Annotated in this window: 30 protein-coding genes and 1 pseudogene; 21 read left to right on the forward strand and 10 right to left on the reverse strand. The window is 51.9% G+C overall.

What is annotated here, in order from left to right:
* Window positions 1–92: 92 nt before the first annotated feature.
* Window positions 93–2,273 (forward strand): TonB-dependent siderophore receptor, encoded by a 2,181-nt coding sequence (locus PYL13_RS18070; RefSeq protein WP_275643121.1) that lies wholly within the window; start codon window positions 93–95, stop codon window positions 2,271–2,273.
* A 59-nt stretch (window positions 2,274–2,332) separates the two neighbouring features.
* On the opposite strand, the gene PYL13_RS18075 is transcribed toward PYL13_RS18070, so the two are convergent.
* Entirely contained in the window at window positions 2,333–3,685 is a 1,353-nt protein-coding gene (locus tag PYL13_RS18075) for an aminotransferase-like domain-containing protein (protein ID WP_275643122.1), read from the reverse strand.
* Between the two features lie 526 nt (window positions 3,686–4,211).
* Window positions 4,212–5,318 carry a Fic family protein gene (locus tag PYL13_RS18080; RefSeq protein WP_275643123.1) on the reverse strand — a complete coding sequence of 369 codons (1,107 nt, stop codon included), beginning with the start codon at window positions 5,316–5,318 and terminating at the stop codon, window positions 4,212–4,214.
* A 724-nt stretch (window positions 5,319–6,042) separates the two neighbouring features.
* Between PYL13_RS18080 and napE the strand changes: the two genes are divergently transcribed.
* The 10 genes from napE to PYL13_RS18130 all read left to right on the forward strand — a co-directional run bounded on the left by napE (window position 6,043) and on the right by PYL13_RS18130 (window position 12,904).
* A complete protein-coding gene (gene napE / locus PYL13_RS18085; RefSeq protein WP_275643124.1) occupies window positions 6,043–6,228 on the forward strand; it encodes a periplasmic nitrate reductase, NapE protein in 186 nt (61 codons plus the stop codon).
* Between the two features lie 11 nt (window positions 6,229–6,239).
* Window positions 6,240–6,737, forward strand: a complete 498-nt coding sequence (locus PYL13_RS18090; RefSeq protein WP_275643125.1) for a ferredoxin-type protein NapF — start codon at window positions 6,240–6,242, stop codon at window positions 6,735–6,737.
* Window positions 6,730–7,017: a chaperone NapD gene (locus PYL13_RS18095; protein ID WP_275643126.1), complete on the forward strand. Its 288-nt coding sequence runs from the start codon at window positions 6,730–6,732 to the stop codon at window positions 7,015–7,017. Before PYL13_RS18090 ends, PYL13_RS18095 begins: the two co-directional genes overlap by 8 nt.
* Window positions 6,992–9,496 (forward strand): periplasmic nitrate reductase subunit alpha, encoded by a 2,505-nt coding sequence (gene napA / locus PYL13_RS18100; RefSeq protein ID WP_275643127.1) that lies wholly within the window; start codon window positions 6,992–6,994, stop codon window positions 9,494–9,496. The genes PYL13_RS18095 and napA overlap by 26 nt, the downstream gene beginning before the upstream one ends.
* Complete coding sequence (locus PYL13_RS18105) at window positions 9,466–9,957, forward strand: nitrate reductase cytochrome c-type subunit (RefSeq protein WP_275643128.1); 492 nt, start codon at window positions 9,466–9,468, stop codon at window positions 9,955–9,957. The genes napA and PYL13_RS18105 overlap by 31 nt, the downstream gene beginning before the upstream one ends.
* Window positions 9,954–10,655: a NapC/NirT family cytochrome c gene (locus PYL13_RS18110; protein ID WP_275643129.1), complete on the forward strand. Its 702-nt coding sequence runs from the start codon at window positions 9,954–9,956 to the stop codon at window positions 10,653–10,655. The genes PYL13_RS18105 and PYL13_RS18110 overlap by 4 nt, the downstream gene beginning before the upstream one ends.
* A gap of 37 nt (window positions 10,656–10,692) precedes the next feature.
* Complete coding sequence (locus PYL13_RS18115) at window positions 10,693–11,187, forward strand: DUF2478 domain-containing protein (RefSeq protein WP_275643130.1); 495 nt, start codon at window positions 10,693–10,695, stop codon at window positions 11,185–11,187.
* A 306-nt stretch (window positions 11,188–11,493) separates the two neighbouring features.
* Window positions 11,494–12,114 (forward strand): Crp/Fnr family transcriptional regulator, encoded by a 621-nt coding sequence (locus tag PYL13_RS18120; RefSeq protein WP_303299119.1) that lies wholly within the window; start codon window positions 11,494–11,496, stop codon window positions 12,112–12,114.
* 84 nt (window positions 12,115–12,198) lie between these two features.
* The gene (locus PYL13_RS18125) at window positions 12,199–12,516 is read left to right on the forward strand and encodes a DUF932 domain-containing protein (protein WP_275643132.1); all 318 of its coding nucleotides are present in this window, start codon (window positions 12,199–12,201) and stop codon (window positions 12,514–12,516) included.
* A gap of 28 nt (window positions 12,517–12,544) precedes the next feature.
* A complete protein-coding gene (locus tag PYL13_RS18130) occupies window positions 12,545–12,904 on the forward strand; it encodes a hypothetical protein (RefSeq protein WP_441296674.1) in 360 nt (119 codons plus the stop codon).
* A gap of 436 nt (window positions 12,905–13,340) precedes the next feature.
* On the opposite strand, the gene PYL13_RS18135 is transcribed toward PYL13_RS18130, so the two are convergent.
* Both PYL13_RS18135 and PYL13_RS18140 read right to left on the reverse strand, forming a co-directional pair.
* Window positions 13,341–13,523 carry a hypothetical protein gene (locus tag PYL13_RS18135; protein WP_275643133.1) on the reverse strand — a complete coding sequence of 61 codons (183 nt, stop codon included), beginning with the start codon at window positions 13,521–13,523 and terminating at the stop codon, window positions 13,341–13,343.
* A 172-nt stretch (window positions 13,524–13,695) separates the two neighbouring features.
* A complete protein-coding gene (locus tag PYL13_RS18140; RefSeq protein WP_275643135.1) occupies window positions 13,696–14,025 on the reverse strand; it encodes an ArsR/SmtB family transcription factor in 330 nt (109 codons plus the stop codon).
* Between the two features lie 197 nt (window positions 14,026–14,222).
* Here PYL13_RS18140 and PYL13_RS18145 point away from each other — a divergent pair, with 197 nt between their 5' ends.
* Window positions 14,223–14,726: a hypothetical protein gene (locus PYL13_RS18145; RefSeq protein WP_275643136.1), complete on the forward strand. Its 504-nt coding sequence runs from the start codon at window positions 14,223–14,225 to the stop codon at window positions 14,724–14,726.
* 480 nt (window positions 14,727–15,206) lie between these two features.
* Entirely contained in the window at window positions 15,207–15,644 is a 438-nt protein-coding gene (locus tag PYL13_RS18150) for a GNAT family N-acetyltransferase (protein WP_275643137.1), read from the forward strand.
* A gap of 218 nt (window positions 15,645–15,862) precedes the next feature.
* Here the strand turns inward: PYL13_RS18150 and PYL13_RS18155 are convergent, their stop codons facing one another.
* The 4 genes and pseudogenes from PYL13_RS18155 to PYL13_RS18170 form a co-directional block, all read right to left on the reverse strand.
* Window positions 15,863–16,345 (reverse strand): hypothetical protein, encoded by a 483-nt coding sequence (locus PYL13_RS18155; protein ID WP_275643138.1) that lies wholly within the window; start codon window positions 16,343–16,345, stop codon window positions 15,863–15,865.
* A gap of 109 nt (window positions 16,346–16,454) precedes the next feature.
* Window positions 16,455–16,751 carry a DUF6894 family protein gene (locus tag PYL13_RS18160; RefSeq protein WP_275643139.1) on the reverse strand — a complete coding sequence of 99 codons (297 nt, stop codon included), beginning with the start codon at window positions 16,749–16,751 and terminating at the stop codon, window positions 16,455–16,457.
* A 58-nt stretch (window positions 16,752–16,809) separates the two neighbouring features.
* Window positions 16,810–17,310, reverse strand: coding sequence for a YciE/YciF ferroxidase family protein (locus tag PYL13_RS18165; protein WP_275643140.1), 501 nt, complete (start codon window positions 17,308–17,310; stop codon window positions 16,810–16,812).
* Window positions 17,311–17,571: 261 nt separating this feature from the next.
* A pseudogene (locus PYL13_RS18170) lies at window positions 17,572–18,244 on the reverse strand (S24 family peptidase).
* A 137-nt stretch (window positions 18,245–18,381) separates the two neighbouring features.
* Between PYL13_RS18170 and PYL13_RS18175 the strand changes: the two are divergent.
* Entirely contained in the window at window positions 18,382–18,624 is a 243-nt protein-coding gene (locus PYL13_RS18175) for a hypothetical protein (RefSeq protein WP_275643141.1), read from the forward strand.
* Window positions 18,625–18,822: 198 nt separating this feature from the next.
* On the opposite strand, the gene PYL13_RS18180 is transcribed toward PYL13_RS18175, so the two are convergent.
* Window positions 18,823–19,137, reverse strand: a complete 315-nt coding sequence (locus tag PYL13_RS18180) for a hypothetical protein (RefSeq protein WP_275643142.1) — start codon at window positions 19,135–19,137, stop codon at window positions 18,823–18,825.
* Window positions 19,138–20,023: 886 nt separating this feature from the next.
* Here PYL13_RS18180 and PYL13_RS18185 point away from each other — a divergent pair.
* From PYL13_RS18185 to PYL13_RS18200, 4 genes are all read left to right on the forward strand, one after another.
* On the forward strand, window positions 20,024–20,227 hold the full coding sequence (locus PYL13_RS18185; RefSeq protein WP_275643143.1) for a CsbD family protein: 204 nt from the start codon (window positions 20,024–20,026) through the stop codon (window positions 20,225–20,227).
* 101 nt (window positions 20,228–20,328) lie between these two features.
* The gene (locus PYL13_RS18190; protein WP_275643144.1) at window positions 20,329–20,790 is read left to right on the forward strand and encodes a DUF3597 domain-containing protein; all 462 of its coding nucleotides are present in this window, start codon (window positions 20,329–20,331) and stop codon (window positions 20,788–20,790) included.
* Between the two features lie 898 nt (window positions 20,791–21,688).
* Entirely contained in the window at window positions 21,689–21,934 is a 246-nt protein-coding gene (locus PYL13_RS18195) for a CopG family ribbon-helix-helix protein (protein WP_250985643.1), read from the forward strand.
* A complete protein-coding gene (locus tag PYL13_RS18200) occupies window positions 21,931–22,221 on the forward strand; it encodes a type II toxin-antitoxin system RelE/ParE family toxin (RefSeq protein ID WP_275643145.1) in 291 nt (96 codons plus the stop codon). The genes PYL13_RS18195 and PYL13_RS18200 overlap by 4 nt, the downstream gene beginning before the upstream one ends.
* Window positions 22,222–22,570: 349 nt before the next feature.
* On the opposite strand, the gene PYL13_RS18205 is transcribed toward PYL13_RS18200, so the two are convergent.
* On the reverse strand, window positions 22,571–23,266 hold the full coding sequence (locus PYL13_RS18205; RefSeq protein WP_275643146.1) for an HNH endonuclease: 696 nt from the start codon (window positions 23,264–23,266) through the stop codon (window positions 22,571–22,573).
* A gap of 243 nt (window positions 23,267–23,509) precedes the next feature.
* On the opposite strand from PYL13_RS18205, the gene PYL13_RS18210 reads away from it, so the two are divergent.
* From PYL13_RS18210 to PYL13_RS18220, 3 genes are all read left to right on the forward strand, one after another.
* Window positions 23,510–24,031, forward strand: coding sequence for a hypothetical protein (locus tag PYL13_RS18210; RefSeq protein WP_275643147.1), 522 nt, complete (start codon window positions 23,510–23,512; stop codon window positions 24,029–24,031).
* Window positions 24,032–24,089: 58 nt separating this feature from the next.
* A complete protein-coding gene (locus tag PYL13_RS18215; RefSeq protein ID WP_275643148.1) occupies window positions 24,090–24,842 on the forward strand; it encodes a hypothetical protein in 753 nt (250 codons plus the stop codon).
* 257 nt (window positions 24,843–25,099) lie between these two features.
* On the forward strand, window positions 25,100–26,179 hold the full coding sequence (locus tag PYL13_RS18220; RefSeq protein ID WP_275643149.1) for a hypothetical protein: 1,080 nt from the start codon (window positions 25,100–25,102) through the stop codon (window positions 26,177–26,179).
* The last annotated feature ends 61 nt before the right edge of the window (window positions 26,180–26,240 follow it).

The following is a 26,240-nucleotide window of genomic DNA, read 5'->3' on the forward strand; positions in this document are numbered from 1 at the left end:
TTTAACCAAAGTGCCTCACATGGTAGTGACGCCCATCTTTGTTGACCGCGACTGTCATGTTTCTGCGTCAAGGTCAAGACTATGGGGATTCAATGCGCCGACATCTCAAGAAATTCCGCACCACACGCCTGCTTTGCAACTCGGCTTTGATCCCGACAACTGCTTTGGCATGGGCCGTACTGTCAGCGGGTGGAGCCATCGCGCAGGATGGTCAGAGTGCAACCGTCCTGCAATCCATCGTCGTAGATGCCAAAGAAAACGCGACGGCACCAATCGATGGTTATGTCGCGCGCACGAGCAATAGCGGCACAAAAACCGACACCCCTATCCTTCAGACACCCCAGTCGCTGTCGGTGGTGTCTGCAACGGAAATAAAGGATCGCGACGCGCGCACCCTTGCCGATGTCCTTTCCTATACGCCCAGTTTTACCGCGCAACCACGTAGCTTCTCCCGTGTGGCTGACCGCTTTCGTATCAGGGGTTTTGATGTAGAGCCAGGCACGGGCGGCTTGTTGCGCGATGGAATGCGCCTGCAAAACAATTCTTATGACGGAACTCAGGAACCTTTCGGTTTAGAGCGCGTGGACGTTGTCCGCGGCGCATCCTCTGTTCTTTACGGCCAGCTTTCGCCCGGCGGATTTGTCAATGGCGTCAGCAAACGCCCGACCGACGAGCCGCTTCGTGAAATTGGCATTGAAGGCGGACTGCATAAGCGCAAACAGGTGACTGCTGATTTCAGTGATGCCCTGACCGATACATTGTCCTATCGCCTCACCGTCATGGGACGGGATAGTGATACACCGGTGAACCACATCAATGACGACCGCTTCTACATTGCGCCAGCTTTGGAATGGAGCCCTGACGACGATACAACGCTGTCGGTCCTCGGTTTCTACCAACGAAGCAGCACGCGGTTTCCAGCATCAATCCCGTACCAGATCATTGACGGTATAGGATCTGGTCCCTTCTTCCTGGGACGGGACACATTTATTGGCGAGCCGGGTTACGACGGAATGGAGAGCGACATGAGCGCTCTTGGCTACGAGTTCACGCATCGTTTTGATAATGATGTGAAGTTCTCATCAAAATCTCGCTACTATGAATCGGACCTTGATTGGCGCTATCTGATGGCCCAGACCGGTACTGCGGCAGTGAACAACGCGGCTGCGACCGGTATTCTGGCCCGGCAATACAGCGACCGCCAAGATCGCGCCAAGGGTTTTACCCATGATATGAATGTTGCGTTTGACCAGGATACAGGCCCACTGTCACATTCCTTCGTTGTGGGATATGATTTTTATGACACATCCTATGACTCTGACAATTTCCGCGCAGCGGTTGGCTCGATCAATCTGAACAATCCGATGTACGGAACACCCATTGTGGTGAACAAGAACCCTGCTCTCAATCGTGGTGGTAAAACCACGACCACGCAGCACGGAATTTATCTTCAGGATAATATCAACTTCTACGAACGCTGGAATGTGCTGCTAGGCTTGCGCCACGACTGGGCAGACCAGGAATTTAGGATCCATAGAACCGGACAAATCATAACCCGCGATACGCAGAAAACGACCTGGCGTGCGGGACTGGTGTATGAGGCGGCCAATGGACTGGCACCTTACATCAGCTATTCGCAATCGTTCTTCCCCGTATCCGTTGGTGCTTTCACCAGCGATATAAATTTCGACCCCACCACAGGTGAACAGATTGAGGCGGGTATCCGTTATCAGCCGCTGGGAACCAACATGCTGTTCAGTGCAGCCGTCTATCAACTGACTCAGGATAATGTTGTTTCCGCCAATTTGGCCGGTGACCTCACACAGATTGGTCAGCAACGTGCACGGGGCCTGGAACTGGAAGCGAAAGCTGAGCTTACAGACTATCTCACTGTGGTTGGGTCATACGCCTATACGGACGCAAGAATTACCAAGAGCGAGGTCGCTGTAGAAATTGGTCGACGCAGCGAAAACACACCTTATCACCAAGCCGCCTTGTGGATGACCTATGATCTTGCGCAACTGGGCGTCGAAGGTTTGAGTGTTGGCGGCGGTGTGCGTTACAAAGGAACAACCCGCGCTTCAAGTATCGATCATGGGATACCAGCCAATGCGGTTGTCGATGCGCTAGTCCGCTACGATTTCAACGAGAACGTGACACTTTCGGTCAACGCCACCAACCTGTTTGGAAAAGATTACGTCAATTGCGAGTTTTCCTCCTGCCAATATGGCGACGACAGGGAAGTCATGGCTTCCGTCCGAATCCGTTGGTAGCTGCGATCGAACCTTAGAGGATAGCAACATCCGGTAACAGCTTCAAAGCGGCCCTGTCCTCACACAGGGCCGCTTTGGAATTTTGCCAGTATTGACAGGCCGCGCGATAATTCATCAAAAGAAGGACCGCCGAGACAAAGCCGTATCCCCGTGAACTCATCCTGGGGGTCCGCGCGCATTGCATCCGGTGGCGTGACGATAAAACCCATCATTTCGGCTGACGAAACAAATGCCTCCGCCTGTGTATGCGGCATTGGTATCCATGCATGAAACGCCGCAGGATTGGTGACGATCTTCCTGTCAGAAAACAGCGAAGCAGCAAGATGTGCTCTGCGGCTGGCTTCAGCTCGAAGCGATGTTCGCGTGGCTTCAACAACCCCGCTGCTGAACCATTCTTCAAGTAAAGCATAGTCCAGTGGCGATGCCGCCAATGGAATGATCTGCAGAGCTTCCTCGGCTGAAGCGACCCATTTTTCAGGCAGAACCAGAACGCCTAACCGAAGACCTGATGTCAGTGTTTTAGAAAGGCTGGTTACGTGGAAAACGGACTCTGGAGCCAATGTAACCAGAGGCGGATGGTCATGAGCGGACCCGATCGTATAGACGCCATCCTCTACGATTGGCACGTCACGCTGATGGCAAATCTCGATGATGTCTCGTCGGCGGCTAAGGCTCATCGTTGCGGTGGTCGGATTATGGAGAGAAGGCGTAAGGTAAACCAGCCTTCGCCGTCCCTGATTGCTTTCGTTGTCCAGTACCCGTGCCAAATCCTGTGGGATCATGCCCTCTGCATCAATCCCCACACCTGCAATCGGATGCCCTCGGTGGCGCGCGAGCGCTAAGGCACCGGGATAACTCAGTCGCTCAGTGATGATAAGGCCTCTGCCACCGCACAAGGTGTCAAATGCCAGCCAAAGCGCCTGTTGGCCGCTTCCTGTCAGGATGATCCGGTTGGGCTCAACAAATATCCCGAGGCTTTCAAGCCATTTTCCAAAGATTCTGCGGTGCGCATCATGCCCGGCAAGTGGCGGCCTTAGTTGGACATGTTGTGTATCGATCTTGCGAGAGACCGTGGACAAGGTTCGCGCTAGCAATCGATCGCTCAACATCGGCGGGATGGTATTGACGGAAAAGTCGATGGTTGCCTGGCTTTGAGACTGCAATGTTGCAACAAAGGTTCCCCTTCCCTTGACGCTTCTTGCCAAACCACGCCGTTCCAACACCGCATAAGCCTTGGTCACGGTGCCAACACCAAGGCCCAGGGTCCATGCAAGCTCACGATGCGGCGGCAACCGGTCACCACCTGCCAATATTCCGGCCAAGATGTCTTCTGAAAGCGCTTCCAGCAAGCGGGTCGAGGGATTACCATAACCGTCGTTAAGGCGGGCCTTCCAAGGAGATTTCAGGCGCATCAGTTTCTCGAGTTATCCATCACATGGTTGTCCGATGTCACCGATTAATGTCCACTCGTCAACACTCGGTTTGAACGCAACTGAACCCGTGTTTTTGGAATGCGATTAAATCTTGGTCCGGAACGTCGTGTTTTCGCTTCGCGCTCCAGATGAGTAGTCAATAATATCGAGCCAATGACCGCTTTACGCCAAGAATGGTCATCTTAGGAAATAATGTAGTCGCCAGTTGAGAATACTCAAAACTAATCCAACCATAGCGCCAAGCGGTGTAAAAACTAATATTCCAATCGGCCCTGCGAGTTCAAAGCCAAGCCAACCAACAAGGATTAGGCCAATTGTGGTCTGAATGAGCGCAATTGCTTTGTGCAGTTTTCCCATAGCTCAAATTTAGCCCTCGCAGTTGTCAGGTTCAATGACGGCGTCCGGCCAAGAGCTGCCATCGAGAACTCTAAAAGCTCTTGAGCGGAATCAAACAGTCCGTCACCTAGATAATTGCGTTGATGGAGTTGACGAGGCTGACAACGATTTATTTCTGCAATGACAGCGAGTACCGGGTATGCCGACGTTCGCCCGTCCGTGTCAGCGCACCGATCTCCACGAGCTGCTGAAGGTCGCGTGTTGCTGTAGCGCGGGATGTGTCTGTGATCGAAATGTAGTTTTCGGCACTTAGCCCTCCCTTGAAGCAAGCTGTGCCTTCCTTGAAGATGCGCGCGACAACCTTTTGCTGCCGCTCGTTCAACTGACCTCGAAAACGATCATAGAATTTTGCTTTCTGAATGAAGAAATCTATGCGCTCAAGTGTCGCCTGTTGAGCATCCAGGATCGTTTCTGAGAAGAAAATGATCCAGTCGGTGATATCGAGCGTGCGCTGGTGCCGCTCAAGCTCGCAGTAGTAGGCCTTCCGGCGCTTCTCGATTGTGAAGGCGAGTGAAATGAGACTGGGTTGCCCTATGTTTTGCGCTAGTGATTTCTCAGCGAGCGCACGCCCAATTCGGCCGTTGCCATCCTCAAATGGATGTATGCTTTCAAAGTAGAGATGGCCTACTGCTGCACGCGTCAACGCTTGAAGCGACGTTTGGCCATCTGGTCCGGATTGATTGAACCATGCGATGAAAGTTTCCATCTCAGCACGAACCTGGCGAGACGGAGGAGCCTCGAAGTGGATTGTCGGCTTATCCAATCGACCTGACACGATCTGCATGGCGTCTTCATGCTCACGGTAGGCACCCACCGTTTCAATATAGCGATTCCCAGCCATCAGCATTGAATGCCAGTAGAACAGGCCCTTACGATGCAGTGGCCTATGCCAACTTCGATAGACGTCCGCCATCATCTCGGCGATCCCCCGCTCTTGGGGGCGAACCTGTCTATCATCAGCGTCCAGTCCGAACTGCCGACGGAGTGATGATTGGACACTCATGCGGTCCAGAAATTCCCCCTCAATCTCTGAGGTCTTGACCGCTTCGTCACTTAGCAATTCAATGCGAAGTTGATTGCTGTCGTCATCGTTGAAATGTCGTACAGCACCGATAACCTCGCCGGCGGACTGCAAAAATCTCTGCTCTAGCGGCACCAGGCTTGCGGAATCGTACTTGAAATTTGGCCAATCAGTGTTTTGCCAGTTCCATTTCATGAGTTATAGCCGCCGTTTCTATAGCTCATATTTGCCACTATAGATGAGCTATTGCAAGCACATCCATAGCGCAGCACCACGATCTAGAGCTACCAATCAACACGACAATGGTCGACAGGTAACCATCTCCGGTCGCCTCGACATTGGCGTCGAAAGAAACAGAATGAGCATTCGTGATGCCAAATCCACGACGCTACCCACCCAAAAAATGATCAGTAGTCAATAATTGTAAGCTGACGGCAGCATTGCACCATTTGCGGACGCCCCCGTTGTCAGGCAGTACGTCTTCACAGCCACGCAGCGGCTGGTAGTGATGCAGTCCGTTGCCTTCGCATAAAAAGCGGCGGTATCGAGCGCCCCCTGTTCATAACGGACCCCGATTTCAAATTTACTCGAAAGTGCAGCCTCAATTTCCAGATTTCCATAGGGTGTACCCTGCCGCCAATTAGGTGGAATCTCGTATTAGCAACGGCATTTTCCCGCGATAATTCGTTTTGTGTTAAACGTCCTGTATTAAAACATCACGACCGTCGAACTGCTGTCAAAAGAGGCTGCGGCAATCTTTCCTCGCCGATTTTGAGGGCGTTTGCCTATTTTAAAATCAATGGCTTGGACCCTATCTTTTGATTTTTGTCATTTTTGACAAATAATTAATAAAATCAACTACTTGAGCACGCAAATCATGCTGCTATAATCCCTCATGAATCTGAGAGGGAATACGGCAATGCCTAAAATTGTATCTGCCGAGGCCGAGCAAGCCAAGCCAAGCCGGGCGAGAGAATTGATCACTTTTGCCATTCTTGCCTTCGGTATCTGGCCGGTCCTGGCTGTGGGATTTGTCGGTGCCTACGGTTTCATCGTCTGGGCATTCCAGATCATTTACGGGCCTCCGGGTCCTCCAGGTCACTGAGAGCTGTGGTGATGTCAAACCTCATTTCCAGAAGAGACCTACTGCGAGGCCGAACTGAGCCCCCAAGGCAACGTATCTGTCCTCCCGGGGTCACTTTGAGTGATCTCACCGCATGCAGCGGCTGTGGAAAGTGCGTAGAACACTGTCCTACCAAGATCATTTCAATGGTCGATCGGCTGCCTGCATTGGATTTTTCAAAAGGTGAATGCACCTTTTGCAGTCAGTGTGCCGCCGCATGCCCGGAACCGGTTTTTAAGGTCGAACCGGCAGCACATTTTGATCATGCCATGGTGATCGGTGACGACTGTCTGGCATTTCAGAAAGTGGACTGTCAGGCCTGTCGTGATGCTTGTCCCACGCAGGCCATCCGTTTTCGTCCACGGCTTGGTGGCCCCTTCATTCCCGAACTGAACGAGACGCGGTGCACGGGATGCGGTGCGTGTGTGTCCGTTTGTCCGGCCAACGTGATCGAGATCAACGAACGATCTGCCGAGGTTCAATATGGTTGAAAATACAGAGCGATATCACGTTTCCAGTGCTGTCGTCGCCACGCTGCCGCAGATGACGCAATCAGTTGTGGCGACCTTGCAGAAATTGGAAAATGTGGAAATTCATGGCGAGGGCAACGGCAAGATTGTCATCGTCATCGAAGGTACCAGCAGCGGCATGATGGGCGGTGTGCTGACTTATATTTCGACACTCGACGGGGTGATCTCGGCCAACATGGTTTTTGAACACGTCGACACAGAGGAGAATAGCGGCGATGAGCAGCCAATTAACGCGGCGTGATGTAATAAAGGCGCATGCCGCAGGCATTGCAGCCGCAACGGCAGGTATTGCATTGCCGGCCTCCGCGCAACCTGTGTCTGGCGGCGTTAGTGCGCTGGAAATCAAATGGTCCAAGGCACCCTGTCGGTTTTGTGGCACCGGTTGCGGTGTCATGGTTGGTGTGAAGGAAGGTAAGGTCGTTGCCACACACGGCGACATGCAGGCCGAAGTCAACCGTGGCCTGAACTGCATCAAGGGCTACTTCCTGTCCAAGATCATGTACGGCAAGGACCGTCTACAAACGCCTCTTCTACGCAAGAAGGGTGGCGTTTACGCCAAGGACGGCGAGTTCGAACCGGTCAGTTGGGATGAAGCCTTCGATGTGATGGCCGAGCAGTGCAAGCGCGTACTGAAGGAAAAGGGACCGACCGCCGTTGGCATGTTTGGTTCCGGTCAGTGGACGATATTTGAAGGTTATGCGGCAACCAAATTGATGCGTGCCGGCTTTCGATCGAACAATCTCGACCCGAATGCCCGCCACTGTATGGCTTCAGCCGCCTACGCCTTCATGCGCACTTTCGGTATGGACGAGCCGATGGGCTGTTATGACGACTTCGAACACGCAGACGCCTTTGTGCTCTGGGGTTCAAACATGGCTGAAATGCACCCCATTCTCTGGACGCGCATCGCGGACCGTCGTCTAGGCCACGAACATGTTCGGGTTGCTGTGCTGTCGACCTTTACCCACCGCAGTATGGACCTGGCCGACATCCCAATGGTGTTCAAGCCGGGCACCGATCTGGTGATCCTTAACTACATCGCCAACCACATCATCCAGACAGGTCGCGTCAACGAGGACTTCGTCAAGAACCACACCAAATTCGTCCGAGGTGTGACTGACATTGGTTATGGCAGACGCCCTGATGACCCACAGGAGATAAACGCTGCCAACTCTGCCGATCCTGCCAAGACGGAAGCAATCGACTTCGAGACATTCAAAGCCTTCGTTGCCGAATATACTCTGGAAAAAGCGGTGAAGATGACCGGCGTCGAAGCAAGCTTTCTAGAAGAACTGGCGGAGCTTTATGCCGACCCGAACCGCAAGGTCATGTCGCTGTGGACCATGGGCTTTAATCAGCACGTGCGTGGCGTCTGGGCAAACCAGATGGTCTACAACATTCATCTGCTAACCGGTAAAATCTCCGAACCGGGCAACAGCCCGTTTTCGTTGACTGGTCAGCCTTCGGCCTGCGGTACAGCTCGCGAAGTTGGCACATTTGCTCACCGTCTGCCAGCCGATATGACCGTGACCAATCCCGAACACCGGAAACATGCCGAGGAAATATGGAAGGTACCGCATGGCATCATTCCTGAAAAACCCGGCTACCATGCCGTTCAGCAGGACCGCATGCTTCATGATGGCAAGCTGAATTTTTACTGGGTTCAGGTCAACAACAACGTTCAGGCTGGCCCCAACACCAGCAACGAGACCTATCTCGGTTATCGCAATCCAGAGAATTTCATCGTTGTTTCGGATGCCTATGCTACGATCACCGCAATGAGTGCCGACCTTATTCTGCCGGCGGCCATGTGGGTGGAAAAAGAAGGCGCCTACGGCAATGCCGAACGCCGCACCCATGTCTGGCACCAGTTGGTACAGGCAGCCGGCGAAGCGCGGTCGGATCTTTGGCAACTGGTCGAGTTTTCAAAACGCTTCACAACGGATGAGCTCTGGCCCGCCGACATTCTGGATGCCAACCCGGAATACCGCGGCAAGACATTGTACGACGTCCTGTTTAAGGACAGCGATGTCGGCAAATTCCCGCTGAGCGAAGTCAGCAGTGAATATGAAAATCAGGAGGCCAAACACTTCGGCTTCTACCTGCAGAAGGGCCTGTTCGAGGAATATGCCGCTTTTGGCCGTGGTCACGGACATGATCTGGCGCCTTACGACGCTTATCATGAAGTGCGCGGCATGCGCTGGCCGGTTGTCGATGGCAAGGAAACCCTTTGGCGGTACCGCGAGGGATACGACCCCTATGTGAAGCCGGGCGAAGGCGTGAAATTCTACGGCAACAAGGACGGCAGGGCGGCGATCATTGCCGTGCCCTACGAGCCACCAGCGGAATCCCCTGATGACGAATTCGACACATGGCTGGTCACCGGCCGTGTGCTTGAACACTGGCATTCTGGCTCCATGACCATGCGCGTCCCGGAACTTTACAAGGCGTTCCCGGGTGCACGCTGTTTCATGAATGCAGAGGATGCGCGCAAACGTGGTTTCAATCAGGGCTCAGAAATACGCATCATCTCACGGCGGGGTGAAATACGCTCCCGCGTTGAAACGCGTGGCCGTAACCGCATGCCGCCCGGCGTGATCTTTGTGCCGTGGTTCGATGCCAGCCAGCTCATCAACAAGGTGACGTTGGATGCAACCGATCCCATTTCCAAACAAACGGATTACAAAAAATGCGCAGTCAAACTAGAACCCGTCGCATAGTTGCGAGACGCGGCTGGATTGTCGCCGCCAGTACCATTGCGCTCATTGCAACAGGCGCTTTTGCCCAGATGGTGCCCGAACTTTCAGGTCCTAGTGGCGATCCAATGCGGACGGAAGCGGCCAAGCCGCTTCCAAAGTGGATCATTGACGACCTGAGACGGATGCGCGCTTATCCCGAACAGCCCCCGGTCATTCCGCACTCAATCGACGGCTACCAGCTGTCAGTGAACGCGAACCGCTGTTTGTCCTGTCACAAGCGTGAATTCTCTCAGGATGCCGGTGCGCCGATGATCAGCGTCACCCACTACATGACGCGCGAAGGCCAGATGCTGGCTGACGTTTCACCGCGCCGTTATTTCTGCACAGCGTGCCACGTGCCTCAGGCGGACACGCGCCCACTCGTGCCAAATACCTTCCAGGACATGAGCGAGATGGGTGTCAAAAAAGCAGGAAGCGAATGATGTTTTCCCGTGTCAAAAAGCTGCTGCTCTGGGTATGGACCGTGCTTTCAACACCGGCAGCGACACTCAGCCTGGCGTTCCTGACGCTTGGCGGTTTTGTTGGCGGGGTCATGTTCTGGGGTGCGTTCAATACTGCGCTGGAAATGACCAATAAGGAGGCATTCTGCATCTCCTGCCACGAGATGAAGGACAATGTTTACGAGGAACTGACCCGAACGGTGCACTTCTCCAATCGTTCAGGCGTGAGGGCATCGTGCCCTGACTGTCACGTACCACATGAATGGACCCACAAGATTGCCCGCAAAATGCAGGCTTCCAAGGAAGTGTGGGGCAAAATCTTTGGCACCATCAATACCCGCAAGAAGTTTCTCGACCATCGTCTTGAACTTGCCCAGCACGAGTGGGCTCGTCTAAAAGCCAATGACAGCCTTGAATGCCGCAATTGCCACGCATCAGTTGCTATGGATTTCACCAAGCAGACACAACGTGCGGCTGACATCCATTCCAGGTTTTTGCTCCCTGGCAAGGCGACATGCATCGATTGCCACAAGGGTATCGCTCATGAACTTCCCAGCATGGAAGGTATTGATCCCGGTTGGAAAATGCCACCTGAACTTCAGGGCGAACAACTGCCGTCTGCTTCCGCAATTGACGACCTTAAACGTGCCATGGCAGATGCACACCAATCTGTTCACTGAGTTTCCAGTGCGAAGAAACAGCATATGAGGAAAAAACATGCCGCTTGGATACGTCAACATGACCGACGGTGAAGAGATGGACCTGTGCCTGTCACAAGTGGTCAAGCTGTTCGAAGAAGCCGGCATCAAGCCATCCGGCGCCATCCATGCGCCATATAAAGGGGCCAATCGCAGCAAATGCGATATGGATCTGAAAATATTGCCCGATGGACCTGTTCTTCGTATCAGCCAGGACTTGGGCGAACTTTCAACCGGCTGCCGTTTGGATAGCGCAGCTCTCGAAGCAGCAACAGCAGAGGCTGCTGCACACTCAGATGGTGCCACAGTGCTTGTCGTCAATAAGTTCGGCAAACACGAAGCCGAAGGCCGTGGTTTCGTACCGCTGATCGTCGAAGCCATGGAAAACGACAAACCCGTGGTCATCGGCGTCAACGGTCTTAATCTCGATGCGTTTTTGTCATTTTCTGGTGGGCTGGCCGAACGGCTAGACGCAGACCCGAATGGTATTGTTCAGTGGGTACAAGGAGCTTAAAACCGAAAGGGGCAAACCCATTCCGTCACGTCCTCAAATTTATCCTTATTCACATGCGACGACCCGTTTAACACAACGCGACAGTCGCAGCACGTCACCCGAACCACCACCGCTTCGTTGCGCCAGACAACCTCCATAAATTGCATGGATCCTTTCTCACAATTGACAATTGTCAGTCAGATTGTGTGTTATCGGTCAACGAAACGATTGGTGGAAAGCGTTTTGACCAAGCTAGCAACCGAACCCGTCGAGATAGCTGCGAAATGTCTGACATGTCACATCAGATATACCGGAATTTGCGCTGTCATGTCGTTTGAAGAATTGCGTGAGGTCGGGAGGAGAACGATCCGGCGAACGTTCAAGGCAGGCGCGCCGATCTTCTTTGCAGGCGACAATGTGCGTGCCAAGAATATTGTGAAAGGCGTGGTCCATCTGTCAAAGGGACTATCGGATGGTCGCCAACAAATTGTTGGGCTGCAGTTTTCGTCTGCCCTCTTGCCCGCAAGGATCAGCCAAGTGACAGCTCAAGCTGCCACCGACAGCGAATTATGCGCGATTCCGAACGCATTGCTCACTGACATACTGGGACGTAATCCCAAAGTGGAAGATGCGATGTATAAACAAGCTTTAGATGAGCTCGATCAGGCAAGGCATTGGATGTTGTCTGTCGGCCGCAAGACCGCTCTTGAAAAAGTCGCTAGCCTCATTTTGATGTTTGTCATGAAGGCACCTCCCACTTCAGGGATTGGTTATCAATGTGACCTTCCACTCACGCGAACTGAAATCGCGGACTTTCTTGGGCTGACGGTGGAGACGGTCAGTCGTAACATTACGAAGTTGAGAGCTAGCGGTATTATTCAGCTCGACAATGGAAGGACCGTGACTGTAAACAGCCTCCCACAATTGAAAAGAGCGTCTGGCGATTAAAGACCGGAAGAGTAGAGAGCTGCTTATGTTAAGCGGTAGTGCTCTCTAAAGAACAGCGCGCACGAAAGCCGTTCCGAACGCTTCATGCCAATTCCTACAATCGAAGTTTTGCGCGGTCTAAAAGATGAGGGTTTTGTGCCTGTGGGTGTCAAGCAGTCGGCCAGCCGCACGCCGGGCAAGGCACACTTTACGAAGCACCTTATTCGCATGCGCTGCGTTGATGATGGCAAGGTCTACAATGTTGGCGATACCGTTTGCGAAATCCTTCTGAAGAATGCCAATGATGGAACGTCCGCTTATGGGTTGTTGGTAGGTCTTTTCCGTATTCGTTGCCTGAATAGCCTCGTCACACACACCGGCACCATTGACGCCATCAAGGTTCGCCACTCTGGCAACGTCTGAGATAAGGTCATGGAAGGAAGTATAAGTTTTGAATGAAGTGGAGGGCACGCTGGTTGCTCCACAGGATTGGTCGACACATATTCGTGATGAGCAGCTTGCACTGGCCGAGGCTGCACACGTCCTGCGTTTTGGCGATGCCGATGGAAATGTTGACACGCCAATCCAACCGCAAAAGATGCTTGGTATTCGCCGCACCGATGACAGATCAAATGATCTCTGGACCACATGGAGCGTCGTGCAGGAAAACACCATCCGTGGTTTGCGTGGTCAAGGCCGTGACGATCTGGGAAGGCCGCGCCGTGTTGAGTCCCGCGCCGTTAACGGCATCGACCAAGATATAAAGCTCAACAAAGCCCTTTGGGTTATCGGCGAACGAATGAACGAGTGAGCGCACATGACCAATATCGGGGAATTGGAACGAGAGGCGGGCATCGGCCCGTCTCATAAAGAACGATTCAATTTTTGGATCCGCTTTCAAAATGATGGGTTCGCTGTGTTGAGGGCCACACTCCTAAGCAATCTCTAACGGTCGGGTCTCACTCCAGATGACGGGGATAGACGGAAGACTTGGATCAGCCTATCCAAGCAAGGCCGAACGGTTCTCAAAAACAGCCGCGCGGCGCGGGAGGAATGGTTGCGGCAGGCCATGAAACAGTGCATGACGGCCCAAGAACAGGTTCAGCTTATCAAAGCTTGCCAACTGATTGAGAAACGCTCCTCTTTCAACACTGCCACAAAGGTCGGCGAACTGGCGGATCACACGCGAAACTCGACGGTATCGAGCTCTCCTTCAGGCTAGGATCTCCGCCCATCGGCACATCCTTCTAAATCTCTAAGGAGTGGATAAGAACTTCGCACTGACAGCGTTTTTGCAATTTGCGCTGCATCGCCCAGGTCTCATCTGAATTTTTTGCCTCAAACGGAGTCATTGCCACGCGCAACACTGAACCTTCATCCAATATGTACAGCGTCAGATCCAGCACCGTTGCGGGCAATGACGCGCTCATGCTTGCGCTTCCGTCCGTTTACGCAGACGGCGTGCGGCCTGTCTGCCTTTGCTCTGAGGGTGGCGTTGCGGCGCAGACTACTGGATGCGTTTGGATGCAGCTTTCCTCATCCGATGGTTCGCCAGTCAAGCTGGGATGCAGTCTTCGGCGCCGTCCCGTAGCCAACAGCTCTTCAGCCTGCGACCGGGGGATGCTCTGCAAGGGTCAAGCCATTTGCTGCATCAAACTCGGCACTGAAAATTTCATTCAGCATGTGCAAAACGCGCTGCACGCCTGGGTTTGTGCAGCGGTAGTAAACCGTTTGAGCATCACGCCGGGTTGTCACGAGCCCACCTTCGCGCAATCGAGCTAGATGTTGCGAAATAGCCGACTGGCTCATCTCCAATCTCTCCGCTAGCTCGTTCACCGAAGTTTCTCTTTCCGAGACAATTTCCAGTATCCCCAGACGGACCGCATTAGATAAATTCGTCAGCAGGCGTGCTTTTGACTTGTTGGAATACATGATTTGCCTCTTGATGTTCTTGGTCGAGCAGTGGCAAGCCGATAGTATTCGGGAAGCACTAACAGGCCCGATTGCTGTGGACGATCAAAGCCCCGATGACTAAGCACAAATTCTACGGAACTTCTTCCATCTCAAATTTCTTAATTTGGTTGAACTTCAATAGCAACGCCTTATGAAGGATCAAAAGCGGAGGAATTATGAATATTGCAGGTGACAACAATGCATTTGTGGGAGGCGTATGCGAGTCAATGGGTTTCTTTACGTGGTCCGTCCCTGATAATATTCTTTTCGGTGACGCAATTTTTGCAACTCTCTATGAACTTCCCGAAATCGACTTGAGAAAAGGCGTCTCGGTCGAGCAAATATTGAGCAAAATAGTTGAACATGACCGACCGGCGATGGCAAAACGTATACATGAGGCAATCGTCTCTGGAGAGACAACGTCAAGTGCGTATCGCATTCGTTTGTCTGATGGAGTTTCTCGAGAACTCGTGGCATTTGGCCGCTGTAATCGGGATGATACGGGCGTTCCGTCGTATTTCACCGGAGCGGTGATGGACAAGTCCCTTCCCGGCGTGATGTTTGGAGACGATGCACTTGAGGCTCACTGTCGTTCCGCACATAGTTTAGCAAAAACAACCGGAAACGAGCTGGCAGCCCGTTATCTTTCATCAGCATTAACACTTCTATCGCGGCGATAGTCGAACATAGATGGTTTCGCATTGACGAAAGAAACGACAGTCGGCGTTGCATCCAGGAGGGTCTTGTAGGTGGCGCGGGCTTCGCAGTTGATGCGAGTTTGACCAAAGTGGATGTTGACAACGCCCTCGCGGATCTGGAAAGGCTACGAAATTCAAGATCTGGCTTTGGGCCGCTAGTCAGGATGCTATGCCTGATATTCTGGCTTGTGGATATCCACTATTGGATATTCAAATATGTGAATGGTATACCCTCATGATTGGTTAGCCGTGGTGTTGGGGTCGGTTCCGGTAAGGGGCGAAATGACACGGTAAGCAGTTGTACCGACGTTCATTTGATCGGTGTTTGAGCTGATTTCGCCGCTCGACCGCCTCTGGGCAACCTTCTTGCATATGATAAAATTCGCCCCTTCGCTGTGTCCCTTTGATCAGGGTTTATCTTGCCGTGGCTCTCTGATACTGCCCGCGTGTTAGGAGTACAGTATGCAATTTTTAATTAGACCAGCAGAGCCATCCGACGTTGAGGGCATCTTTCAAGTTAGAACCTCGGTCACTGAAAACTTTTTGACAGTCGCGCAGCTTTCCGAGATGGGGATAACGAAAGCATCAATCACGGAGATGATCTTGAGCTCTCGGTGTGCGTGGGTGGCCGTTGACGCGGAAAAAGTCGTTGGATTTTCGATGATTGATCTCGATGAAGGATCACTTTTTGCCGCGTTCGTCCTGCCATCCTACGAGGGGAAGGGGCTGGGCAAAAAGCTAGTCCACGCCGCTGAAGACGCCCTATTCCAGTATCACCACGTTGCATGGCTCGAAACAAGCAAAACAACCCGGGCGGCAGGTTTCTATCGCCACCTTGGTTGGAGGAATGAAACGGACATCGACGGTGACGACATTCGATTGGAGAAATCACGGCCTTGATGTCCACATTTGTCAAACGCCTCGCCCAGTCGGCACGAAAATTCTTTGGGGAAAATCTTTCTCTGAAATTCGGTATGAGTGAGCCAAGCGGCTGCGGGGATAGATGAATTTCGCGGCGCCGCTGCGCAACCAGGCTCTATTCCGCTACGCTCCACGGAACCCCTAAAGGGTTTTCGCCCCTGCGGGTCACGATCCTTCGCCCGAACAGAGCGTAACTTTCAAAGGCCGCGAAACAACTGTTCAGCGTTGTATTCACCGGAGCGATAGCGTTGCAATATGATCCCGCATTTCGGTAGCAGCTCTTCGGGATTGCGGTCGTGTCTCTGGCACCAGAGCATCACTAAATCTGTCAGAAGCTCCAATTCCTCCACGTCTATTTGCTCTGCAAACTCCACCAGAGTTGGTTTCATAAGAGTATCACTCCCATTCACCTTTGTTGATCTTGTTTGTTTTAATCTGGCCGATTTTCTTTCGATCTCAGCATCAAGCTCGTGACGCGCCACCTTCTGCAACAAGCTGAAAACCGCTTTCTCAATTGTTGCTTCAAAAATAAGATCAGGGTCCGTGCCAGCGAGGAGAATTGTTTTCTCAACAATCCTGGTTTGCTCCTCAGGAGAAGGTGTGTAGAACCGTGCTCTCTTCTTGAGGGTTTCTCGAATGTCGAATGCCGGTGCTTCGCTTTGAATAAGACGCGAGACCATAGGCCCTCTCCCAATCCAACAGGGAGCGTATGTGGAACAATAGCCTTCAGCGCTCCCCTTTTTTTGCAAGAAGAAAATTAGTCCAAGTCATACTTGTTGAAAAGTGGAATCAACGAGCAGGGAAAATTTCTGGATTGAATGACGTTGACACCCGGAAGTTTGGATTGTTTCTAGTCCCGCTGGTTTCTTCCAGAACGAGGCGATATTCGACAATAAAAGCGCCGGCTTCATCAAGAACCATGATTGCCAGTCGGTGGAGATCGTTAATTGGCAAGCCGTCCTGCGCCATCTCCCCAAGTGCTGTCTTCGCTTCAAGCCTCGCGGCGTCATCGTCGGGAAAATCATGTCGTATTTCGACTGGGGTTGGGCTGTTCTGATCTATGGTGCGGAAAATATAGGTCGGCATCTTTTTCTCCACTAGCGCAAAAAAGCTGACTGCGGGAGTTCGCAGTCAGCTTGGTTTTTTACGCAGCTTTGCTGCCCTTGGCATTTGCCGAGGTTTCCCCCAGCTTTGTGAGCTTTTTATCTGTTGCGATCTCTTCCGCGAGGTTCTGTTCAAGGAGCGGAATTGCATCCTTTAAACCCAACTGTTTTGCCCAGGCGATAAGAGTTCCGTACCGTGCAATTTCGTAGTGTTCTACGGCTCGTGCCGACGAGATCAAACCGGCATGGAGGGCGGGGGATGCTTTGTAATCTTCCATGATTTCTTCGCCTTCAGCGATGATACCTTGGATAGCTTCGCAGGTCTTTCCTCTCGCTGCTTTGCCAAAAATTTCAAAAACCTGCTGGAGGCGTTCGATCTGCCCTTCAGTCTCTTCGCGGTGCCGCAAGAAACCAGCCTTACCCTCTTCAGATTGAGCAGCGCGTGCCATTTTTGGCAACGCCTTTAGAATTTGCCTCTCGGCGTAGTAGATGTCCTTGAGTGTATCGAGGAAAAGATCATCAAGTGTTTTTTCAGTAGCCATTTAATCCTCCTATGGCGTGATTTACTCCGCCATAACAATCAGCAAAGCTGATCGTTCCTCAATTTTTGGAATTGCTGATATTCGCCTCACGCTCTCCCAAAATTAGGTGCTTGTGGATGATCGAAAAAGAAACCCTCCAAAAGGAGGGTATAAGTCGGTGCTAAGGCACACGCATGTAGGCTGGGGAGAAAGCTGCATTATAGGCCAGAGTCCAGTGCCAGAATGAATGAACGCTGCGACTGGCTCCGCAGCATCGCCGCTTCACTGACTTACCCAGATGATCCGGGCATCCAATCAACGTCGCTCCTATCGAATGTTCGGGTGGGGTGCGCCGGGTTCAAGGACATCAATTCGATTGACCGTGGGCTTTGGCGAGCGAGAACTTTGGCCATAACTTCGCCATCGCGGCTTTTAAGGACTACCTTACCGCCACGCCTCACTTGAGCGCCTGGCTCAACAATCAGTCTTTCACCTTCTCGATAGAGCGGCATCATGCTTTCGCCCTGCACATCAAGTGCATAAACAACGGGTTTGTCTGCTGGCGATTCACGAAAAGAGATAACGTCCCATCCCTGTGCTGCAGGAAAGCCGCTTTCGTCAAAGTAGCCGCCAGATCCGGCTTGGGCGAACCCGAGCAACGGAATGTCTCTGCCATCATCGCGCGTTTATTATTGTCGTTATTACCGCCAGTAATAACGCTCAGAAGATCATCGACACTGGCGCCTGTGCATTCCAGCAGCTTCGCCAAGGATTCCGTCTAAGGCCAACGCTCTCGCCCGCCTTTGAACCGTTTGGATCTGTTGAATGATGTTTTATCAAGGCCTGCACGCAACCCGAGCTTGGAAGGGGTCAACTGATGGCGTTCAGCGAGAGCGTCAATGGCGCCCCAGACCGCAGAGTGTGAAAGCGTTCGTGTGCCGCATTTTCGTGAGATTGCGTAGACATGTCCTTTGCATACCCCTCAGAGGAGAAAGGACAAAAGTCGTTCCTTGTTCCGAAGCAACTTATGTTGTCCTCGCAACGTTATAAACGTATGAGCCAAGCCCTATCTGCGTTGGCGGGAGGACCGAAATGAGGTTGACCATGCCACGCTATAGTACCCCGTACCCCGATCGAGATGTGGATTGCCAGCAGGCACTTGAAGATCCGTTTCAAACCCTGTTGTCTCTCGCTGAAGAAGCGGGTTGGTCAAAAACGGAAAGCGTTGAAGCTTTACGAGCATTGATTGCTGCGCATCAGGCCATGGAACAGGAAAATATGAAAGCGGATCTCGAGATCGCCCAGGCGCAAGCTGACATTGCGACAAAGCACTAAAAAGCTGCAAGGTACGCCATGATCAGGGCGTATTCGGTCCCGCCCGATGCCATATGAGAGCATCAAAAAGAAACCCTCCTTATGGAGGGCTGTGAGTTTTCGATACTGTTAGCATCGAGGAGAGTAACGCAGTGGGAGTGCGTTAAAGAAACGAACGACGAATCATGACAAGTGTTCCGTTCTTCCCCCAAAAAAAACCTAGGGGTCAGTCACCTCGTCTTTTGCCTCTAGGACTATCTTAAGCGTACGCAGCATCTCTGCTGCTTCCAACATCGCCCCTTTTACCTTGCTGTCATCTGCGTGGCCTCTCGGAATGAGCGCTGCAGTTATCTGCAAGTCTATGAGCGGATCCCGTAGTTTTGAAGTCGATCGCAAGCCGATCTCTTCGCGCATATCCTTGATCGTCGCCACTGCGCGCTCAAGCATCCGGCGTTTTTCAAAGTCGCCAAGCCTATTAATCTGGTTCGCGTCTCTGATCAGTTCAGAAATGAAGGCAGAGATAGAATTGCTCATTTTCTCCCCCCCAGAGTTCGTCAATGATAAGGGAAAACACTGCAATGGCAATATGGGCGATTGCCCTGCACTTTGGCAGAAGGATATCGCTTGGCTCTCGTCTTCTTGGCGCGGCACGCCATTACCGGGTCGAGCCCGCCTCCCGCCGAGCGGCCACTAATTGAGGCTCCTGCAGCGATGCTTTTCCGGTCCTGGCGTGTCGAGGACTCCCGAAATCCCGCCTGAAGGCGGCGCTATGCTGATTTCTCCGATACTCTTCATTGTTGTTATTGGATGCCGCCAAGGCGATTGATCAAAGGGGACGCTTAGGCGTTCTGCGCGATCCCCAAACTTTGACCTGCCGGTCATCGCCTCAGATAAAATGCAGTATTGGCTTCATTCTGAGCAGCTCGTCGGTCACGGTCGTCGTCGCCGCTACCCGGGACAACGCCAGCTGATGGAGCATCGACCAGCCTCCAGTTCCATTTGGCTATTTGATTGCCGCACAGCCCTTCTGGCCAAACTTCCGCGGCTTCTGAGCCATCGTGGTAGCCGATCCAGCGATCGGTTTCGGGTGGCAATAGCCAACGTAGTCTCGATCCGTGCATGTCATTCCCTAGCAATTATTAAATATTTGAAAGTGATATAACTCAATAAGGTTCTGGTGCTCGTCAAGTACAAGGATTCAACCGCGTTCAATAACACTGGCCTCTTAACACAAGGGACCAACAGCAAGCAGATCAAGGTTGACCTGTAATCCGCTCGAAATGATGGAACTGATGCGAGAAAAGTTTGTCGTCCTGGGGTGAGACACAAGACCCGTCTGTTGCTTAGATCTCGTACAGGGGGAACCAACCAAAGCCTTCAACGTTGCAAGTGACAACCCAATTCTGGAGGAGGCATACAAATGGACTGGAATCGCGTCGAAGGCAACTGGAAGCAGATGAAGGGCAAGATCAAAGAGCAGTGGGGAGAGCTCACAGACGACGATCTGGACGTCATCGATGGAAAGCGTGATCAGCTCGAGGGTAAAATTCAAGAGCGTTATGGTTACGAAAAGGATCAGACGAAAAAGGATGTCGATGACTGGTACGGTCGTCAGACTTGGTAAGTAAACGCTAATAATTCGAAACCGCTGGTCAAAGATGATCGGCGGTTTTTTCTTTGAATAGCAACCGGCGCATCACGGCCAAAAATTACAGGAAGAAAAACATGAGCATCTTCGGCAAAATCAAGGACGCTATTTTCGGTCACTCAGCACATGCAGAGAGCGCACCCGCGTCGTCAAGCGCGGAGCAAACACCTGTTCCCGAGCCAGCCGCAACGACGGCATCCCCAGTTGGAGGCACCGGTCAGGCGGTCCCGTCGACATCGGGCGCGTCGACACCTGCGGCATCGGCTCCCTCTTCATGGCAGACTGTAGACGTTGCTGCGCAACTTGATGCAGCGGTGGTCAACAGTGGTCAGAACCTTGACTGGAGACACTCGATTGTCGATCTGATGAAAGCTCTCGGCATGGACGCTAGTTTGTCCGAACGTAAGGAATTGGCCGAAGAGTTAGGCTACACCGATGAGCTCAATGGTTCTACGGAAATGAATACCTGGCTTCATAAAGCGCTTCTTAGAAAGCTGTCTGAAAATGGCGGCAAGGTAGCAGCTGAATTCTTCGACTAAAAGCCATGGCCAGAGCTGCGGGCGCGCAACATGCGCACAGTCTAAAGTAACATGAGCCCGACTGATTAAAGCAGGCGGCTTCGTGTGGGACGCCTCTCACTGGGTGGGCATTGTAAAAAAGCTAACGCAAGAGCACTGTACCGTTGCTTTGCGAAAGCGGGCAAAAAAGAACCTGTTCAAAGGCCGCGCTGTGGACAGGTTCCACTTCATGCGGTTGCCGGGGAGATAAGCAATGAAAATAATGATGGAAGACGATATCCCGACATTCGTCGAGCGGTCATTGTGACGGGATGTGATATAACTGCTATAGGGGATCATTCGTACACTATAGGCGATGCAGACTTGCCTCCATGACCCCTGCGACGCGGCGGACCAATCCGCCAGTGGGCTGGCTCCGCCCTCCCCCTTTGCCCGGGAATACATACGTATTCCCAATCAAATTTGAGAGGGAGCGCCAACGGGGAAAATAGGAGTTCCGAGATATGTCAAAAGCCTTCTGATCTTTTCATTGTGCCGCTCAACAAACTGTCCTTGTCCGCGAAGAACGTGCGCAAGGCCACCTATGATGACGCCAAAGACCTTAGGCAGCAGCATCAATACCCAAAATAGCACGCCCGGTTCGCATTCGATCTCCTCGTTTTGCATCAGTTCGCGAACTTTACGCCCTACTCAATCACAATGCCCCAAGCTTTAATTGTGATGTAGTGCTCTTGAAGGGAGCCGAACTGACGGCCCAGTGGTAACGCTGTTGAGCGTGGGGTGGCAGTCATCAGCGGGATGATCATCGATTGGCCAGCCTGAAACAAGGCAGCACGGGGGATTTAGAAAATAAGCAGTTGAACCTTGACGAACCAAAGTGGTTCAATGATATTCAAGGTGAACAGGAGAGGACCTTTTCATGACCGCATTCACGATCCGCGTCCCGGACGAGGTGGCCGACCGCCTGAACCAGATTGCTCAAAAGCTCGACCGTTCGCGCTCTTACATGGCAGCTCAGGCCATTGAAGATTTTGTGTCGCGCGAAGAATGGCAGCTCGCGGAAATTGAAGCCGGAATTGTCGAGGCTGACCGCGGCGAATTCGCCAGTGACGACGACGTGGCGCGGGTCGTCGGCAAATACGTCAAGGCGACTTCTCAGTCATGAAGCAGAGGCGCATCCGCTGGACCGTGCGGGCGTTGCGGCGACTTGACGAAATCGGCTCGTACATAGAACAAGACGACCCAGATGCCGCTGCACGGGTCGTTGCCCGAATCGTAGCTTCAGTCGATATGCTGGCAGAGATGCCAGCCGCTGGACGCATCGGTCGCATCGCCAGCACGCGCGAAGTGGTATTGTCCGACATTCCTTACATCATCCCTTATCGGGTTCGACAGGACATCGAGATCATTACCGTAATGCATGCCTCTCAGAAATGGCCGAAGAGGCTGTAAAAACAGTGCGCCGCCCAGGCACAACACCGGCAGCGGCGAAGCTGCGATCGCCTTGAGCTGATTCTAACCCCCCATTCGTAAAGCGCGACGGACTTCTGGTCTATGGACACCGTGTTCGCTTCGTATCTGGAGGTGAAGCGTTCTAGATGAGTAGTCAATAATTGGGAGATGCGATGGTCTATGGCGTAATCCAAATGCAACTTCGATCTGCGATATCAGGCGATGTACCCGACATGAAATGCGCGCACGCCCAAGTCTCACAAACAGTACAGAAAAGAAATTTGCAGAGAAAAGCAAAAGATAGGTGCGGGGGTAATCCGACCTAATCCCCGGCTGTGAGCAGTGTTGATCATGTCGACCGACTTTTGTTCCCGGCGACGATGGCTTTAAGTTGCTCAATCGTAAGCGCGCTGTCAGTCCGATGTATCATCCGATGGCAATTAGAGCATAGCATTGCGAAATCATCGACAGCGGTGGGACGGTTCTTACCCGCCCTGAGATGCAGTGGATCGATGTGATGAGCCTCTATAAAGCCCCGGCCAATCTCCCCATATACCTTTCCAAAATTAAAATTGCAGACCTGACATACACTGCCAAATTTCGCCTTTGCTTTTGCGACAATTCTGGGGTCACGTTTTATCGCTTTTATTTCTCTGAGGAGCCTTTCACCCTCCAAAACATATTCATCAATAATGCTGTCAGTGATGGTTTTAGCTGTATTGCGCTTATTGTTGTCGGCAAAAAAGCTTTCTTCATTGCCATCCTCATCGATTTTAACAGCACCCTCAAAACCGATATCTCGAAATCGGTAAGCAGCCTGATTTGAGTTGAATGAATTGGCTTTGACAGGCTGCAGATGAGATGCAGCCCAAAGTGCGCTGAGTGGATAAAGTTTACCTTTGTAACGAAGATAACTATTTATTGGGGCGCGACCTCTCGTGTATTTTTTTAGGAACTCCCGCTCGCCTATTTTTTTATATTCTTGAACAGCGAATAGAACCGACTGAGGAGTAGGTTCTATTTTTGGGTCTCTATTTTCGAACATGCGTAATTTCCACTGCCTTCGATTTTCTCTCAGAGGCCTTCTTAGACCCGGTCAAGTGACTGGTTAGCGTTGCGCTATATCTTCAGTTTTCACGCCTTCCCGAAGCGCAGCACACTTTTCGTCACAAGAGCGTAAATTTGTTAATACACGCATAAGTTACTGCATCGCTTTTTCAAGTTTGAATCAACCTAAACAAAACATCCATCAGCTAAACAACCTTCAGTATTTTAAATGGAGGAAGCTATGAATTCGAATAGAGCATTTATCGTCAGCTTGGCTGCGACTTCTCTACTATTATCGAGCCTGCCCTCGACTGCGGCGTGGTTATATGAGAGCAACGAAAGTGCCTTCGAGGAATCTGACACCGTTCACATGGCTGTGACTGTTGGAATGTATGGAGGTTTTGGCGTCCGCTGTCAGGATGAGGAAATGAAAGCTGTTTACATCCTCGCCGACGCTAACTTCGACAGAGACACAATTGAGCGCAGCAACCGCATGAAGGCGATGAAGCTGAAACTGCGTGTTGATAAGGACGAAATTCTTACGCTGGATGCACTCGGTAGCCTTGGAGACGGTGGCAGCTTTGTTCTTACCTCCAATGTCACTCGTTTACAGGTAGAGCAATTCCGTCAAGCAAAGAAGAACATTGCTGTCGCCGTGGCCATCTTGGGTAGAAATTACTATGAGGACAAATTGTCAGTTACAGGATCAACTTCGGCGGTTGGTAGCGTCATAAAGCACTGCTTTGCGGAGAGCGATAACTGAACACAGGTCTCTCGACTTCGTTCCCATTACTCCAACTCGCTTCAGGACACCGCCTACCATGAAGAGTGCTTTTTTGTGCATGTTGTTCCTTGTCGCGCTTGGTAGAAGCGGATTTGCCAGTGAGCCTACCATCATAAATTGCCAGTTTGATGGCCATCCCCCAATGATCATGAGTATTCGTGGTGGCCAAGGAGCGAATGACAACACATTACAAATTGGCGATGCAGAGCCTGTCGAGCTGACAATAGGCTCCGGCATGACGAGTGCGGAGTTCAACGGCAAACTTTATTTTATAAACTCAGATTCCGTTGTCATCGGTGACGATTCATTCGCAGGTGGGTGTGGAGATAACATTGGCCGAGACTGGTACAAGGGCATTGCAGCTGGACCTTGGGTCTATGGCGCGCATATTGACGAGATGCGTGGAAAGGTGACGAATTATGCTTCCGTCGACAGCAGCGACAGACTCGATTTTCAGTTTCCGTATCAAGGTGGAGCAACGCCATCGTTGTTCGTACGCTGGAATGACGGTCTGGAAATTTTCGTGAAGGTCGATAAAGGGCAATTTCGGTGTGACGAAGATCGCGATTCAACCATTTATGTAAAATTTGATGCTGGCCAGATACAGACTGTCCGGTGTTCCGAAGCGTCAGACGGTATTAGAAACGTGATCTTTCTGGATTTCAGACCCGATTTCTGGATGGACCTGAAATATTCGCAGATCATGACAATGGAGGTGAGCTTTTTTGGTGAGGGGCCAAGGCAGTTCAAGTTTAATGTCGGCCGTCTGGACCTCAAAAAACTCCATTAGCCCTTTGATCTTTGCTCGAACATTTCTAGTCAGACACGGAGGTAACGGAAAAAGGATGCGGGTCCACGCTATGTGGCGATAGTATTGCGATATGAGAATGGATGCTCCTTTCACATGCTAGATGTTTTCCTTATGTCGTGCCGGACTAAACCTGCTAGTGTACTCGCGCAAATATAATGCGGCGGGGGCTGTGCGAAATGTTATCTGGGTACCTCTGGCCTTGGAGAAGGCGCGTCGCTACGTGCGCGGCTCTTTTGTTGGCTGCCAGCTTTGGATATTCTTTCGCTCAAACTCTTGCTGACCATTCGATTGGCGAACAGCGTTCCTCACTCGAGAAATTTGTAAAAGGCTCTTGGAAAGACACTTACGGAAATTACCAAGACGGGTCGTTTCAAACGAGCAACGGCGTCAGGCTAACTGGGACGACTGATAAATCGACAGGCAAGGTTGTTCGCCTGGAGGCCAAGGCTGACAAGCAAACATCAAAACAGCCAGCCTATTTCTCGGATTTCAAGTTTGGCGAAACGACGCTTGCAACGATCAGGCAACGCTTTGGCAACGCGGGTTCACTTCCTGGAAATGGTTTGCCAGTTCTGACGACATCCGATGGCGGCCTCGAAATCTCCAGCTTTTACGAAGTCGCTGACAGCGATGTCGTCGTGATGTTTGTGACAAAAATCAGCCAGAAAGCGCTTTTGGAACTCAAAAAGCGATATGGAGCCTCAGCCTACGATCATATGGCAAAGGTAGCCTTTCTGGATTCTGTAGCACTCTCAAAGGCGGCATATTTTCAGGAAACGCGCGGCACCCCGTCAGTTTTCGATATCGGATATCAGCCCATCGCCTGGCAGCCGGCGACAATTCAAACGGCAGACCAAAAACGCCAGATTTCATTGGCGCGGATCAAGCCATCACAATTGCCTGTTGCTCGGGTGTATTCTGGTCCAAGTAACGCACCGGACTTCACAGATCAGAGTGCAACAACGCGCAACTATCGGACAAGGATTGTGGAGGGTATGGCTTCTGGCCCAAACTTCGCTGGGGAATTTGCCGTCGTCGAAATCAACTGCGGAACAAATTGTACGAACGTCTTTGTGGGTAACGTTCGCACAGGTGAGGTATTCAAACTACCGGTTGGTGGCGCAAGCAACACCAACCTCGCCCTCAAATTCGATCTCTCCAGCCGGCTTATGACGACACAGTGGGCGCACGCTGACACGGGAACCTGTGTGATCCAGTTTTTCAGTTTCAACGACGGAGAATGGATTGAATTGCTCAGGCATGATCTTGGTGACAAGCAACAATGCTTGACTTCCCTATCGCAAAACCTGAGATAGTATTAGCTAAATTCAACTCAGCTTTGGATGGATTATGATGACGCGAACGTCAATGGCGCGA

This window comes from Agrobacterium sp. Azo12 (assembly GCF_029193765.2).
Taxonomy (GTDB): Bacteria; Pseudomonadota; Alphaproteobacteria; order Rhizobiales; family Rhizobiaceae; genus Agrobacterium.

Coding starts and splice junctions, on each gene's coding strand:
- PYL13_RS18135 (WP_275643133.1), bottom strand. CDS start 13,523: ATGAGCGCGTCATTGCCCGCAACGGTGCTGGATCTGACGCTGTACATA.
- PYL13_RS18185 (WP_275643143.1), top strand. CDS start 20,024: ATGGACTGGAATCGCGTCGAAGGCAACTGGAAGCAGATGAAGGGCAAG.
- PYL13_RS18210 (WP_275643147.1), top strand. CDS start 23,510: ATGAATTCGAATAGAGCATTTATCGTCAGCTTGGCTGCGACTTCTCTA.
- PYL13_RS18195 (WP_250985643.1), top strand. CDS start 21,689: ATGACCGCATTCACGATCCGCGTCCCGGACGAGGTGGCCGACCGCCTG.
- PYL13_RS18200 (WP_275643145.1), top strand. CDS start 21,931: ATGAAGCAGAGGCGCATCCGCTGGACCGTGCGGGCGTTGCGGCGACTT.
- PYL13_RS18070 (WP_275643121.1), top strand. CDS start 93: ATGCGCCGACATCTCAAGAAATTCCGCACCACACGCCTGCTTTGCAAC.
- PYL13_RS18155 (WP_275643138.1), bottom strand. CDS start 16,345: ATGGTCTCGCGTCTTATTCAAAGCGAAGCACCGGCATTCGACATTCGA.
- PYL13_RS18165 (WP_275643140.1), bottom strand. CDS start 17,310: ATGGCTACTGAAAAAACACTTGATGATCTTTTCCTCGATACACTCAAG.
- PYL13_RS18120 (WP_303299119.1), top strand. CDS start 11,494: ATGTCGTTTGAAGAATTGCGTGAGGTCGGGAGGAGAACGATCCGGCGA.
- PYL13_RS18140 (WP_275643135.1), bottom strand. CDS start 14,025: ATGTATTCCAACAAGTCAAAAGCACGCCTGCTGACGAATTTATCTAAT.
- PYL13_RS18175 (WP_275643141.1), top strand. CDS start 18,382: ATGAGGTTGACCATGCCACGCTATAGTACCCCGTACCCCGATCGAGAT.
- PYL13_RS18095 (WP_275643126.1), top strand. CDS start 6,730: ATGGTTGAAAATACAGAGCGATATCACGTTTCCAGTGCTGTCGTCGCC.
- PYL13_RS18115 (WP_275643130.1), top strand. CDS start 10,693: ATGCCGCTTGGATACGTCAACATGACCGACGGTGAAGAGATGGACCTG.
- PYL13_RS18160 (WP_275643139.1), bottom strand. CDS start 16,751: ATGCCGACCTATATTTTCCGCACCATAGATCAGAACAGCCCAACCCCA.
- napA (WP_275643127.1), top strand. CDS start 6,992: ATGAGCAGCCAATTAACGCGGCGTGATGTAATAAAGGCGCATGCCGCA.
- PYL13_RS18090 (WP_275643125.1), top strand. CDS start 6,240: ATGTCAAACCTCATTTCCAGAAGAGACCTACTGCGAGGCCGAACTGAG.
- PYL13_RS18150 (WP_275643137.1), top strand. CDS start 15,207: ATGCAATTTTTAATTAGACCAGCAGAGCCATCCGACGTTGAGGGCATC.
- PYL13_RS18145 (WP_275643136.1), top strand. CDS start 14,223: ATGAATATTGCAGGTGACAACAATGCATTTGTGGGAGGCGTATGCGAG.
- PYL13_RS18125 (WP_275643132.1), top strand. CDS start 12,199: ATGCCAATTCCTACAATCGAAGTTTTGCGCGGTCTAAAAGATGAGGGT.
- PYL13_RS18180 (WP_275643142.1), bottom strand. CDS start 19,137: ATGAGCAATTCTATCTCTGCCTTCATTTCTGAACTGATCAGAGACGCG.
- PYL13_RS18205 (WP_275643146.1), bottom strand. CDS start 23,266: ATGTTCGAAAATAGAGACCCAAAAATAGAACCTACTCCTCAGTCGGTT.
- PYL13_RS18110 (WP_275643129.1), top strand. CDS start 9,954: ATGATGTTTTCCCGTGTCAAAAAGCTGCTGCTCTGGGTATGGACCGTG.
- PYL13_RS18075 (WP_275643122.1), bottom strand. CDS start 3,685: ATGCGCCTGAAATCTCCTTGGAAGGCCCGCCTTAACGACGGTTATGGT.
- PYL13_RS18105 (WP_275643128.1), top strand. CDS start 9,466: ATGCGCAGTCAAACTAGAACCCGTCGCATAGTTGCGAGACGCGGCTGG.
- napE (WP_275643124.1), top strand. CDS start 6,043: ATGCCTAAAATTGTATCTGCCGAGGCCGAGCAAGCCAAGCCAAGCCGG.
- PYL13_RS18190 (WP_275643144.1), top strand. CDS start 20,329: ATGAGCATCTTCGGCAAAATCAAGGACGCTATTTTCGGTCACTCAGCA.
- PYL13_RS18080 (WP_275643123.1), bottom strand. CDS start 5,318: ATGAAATGGAACTGGCAAAACACTGATTGGCCAAATTTCAAGTACGAT.
- PYL13_RS18215 (WP_275643148.1), top strand. CDS start 24,090: ATGAAGAGTGCTTTTTTGTGCATGTTGTTCCTTGTCGCGCTTGGTAGA.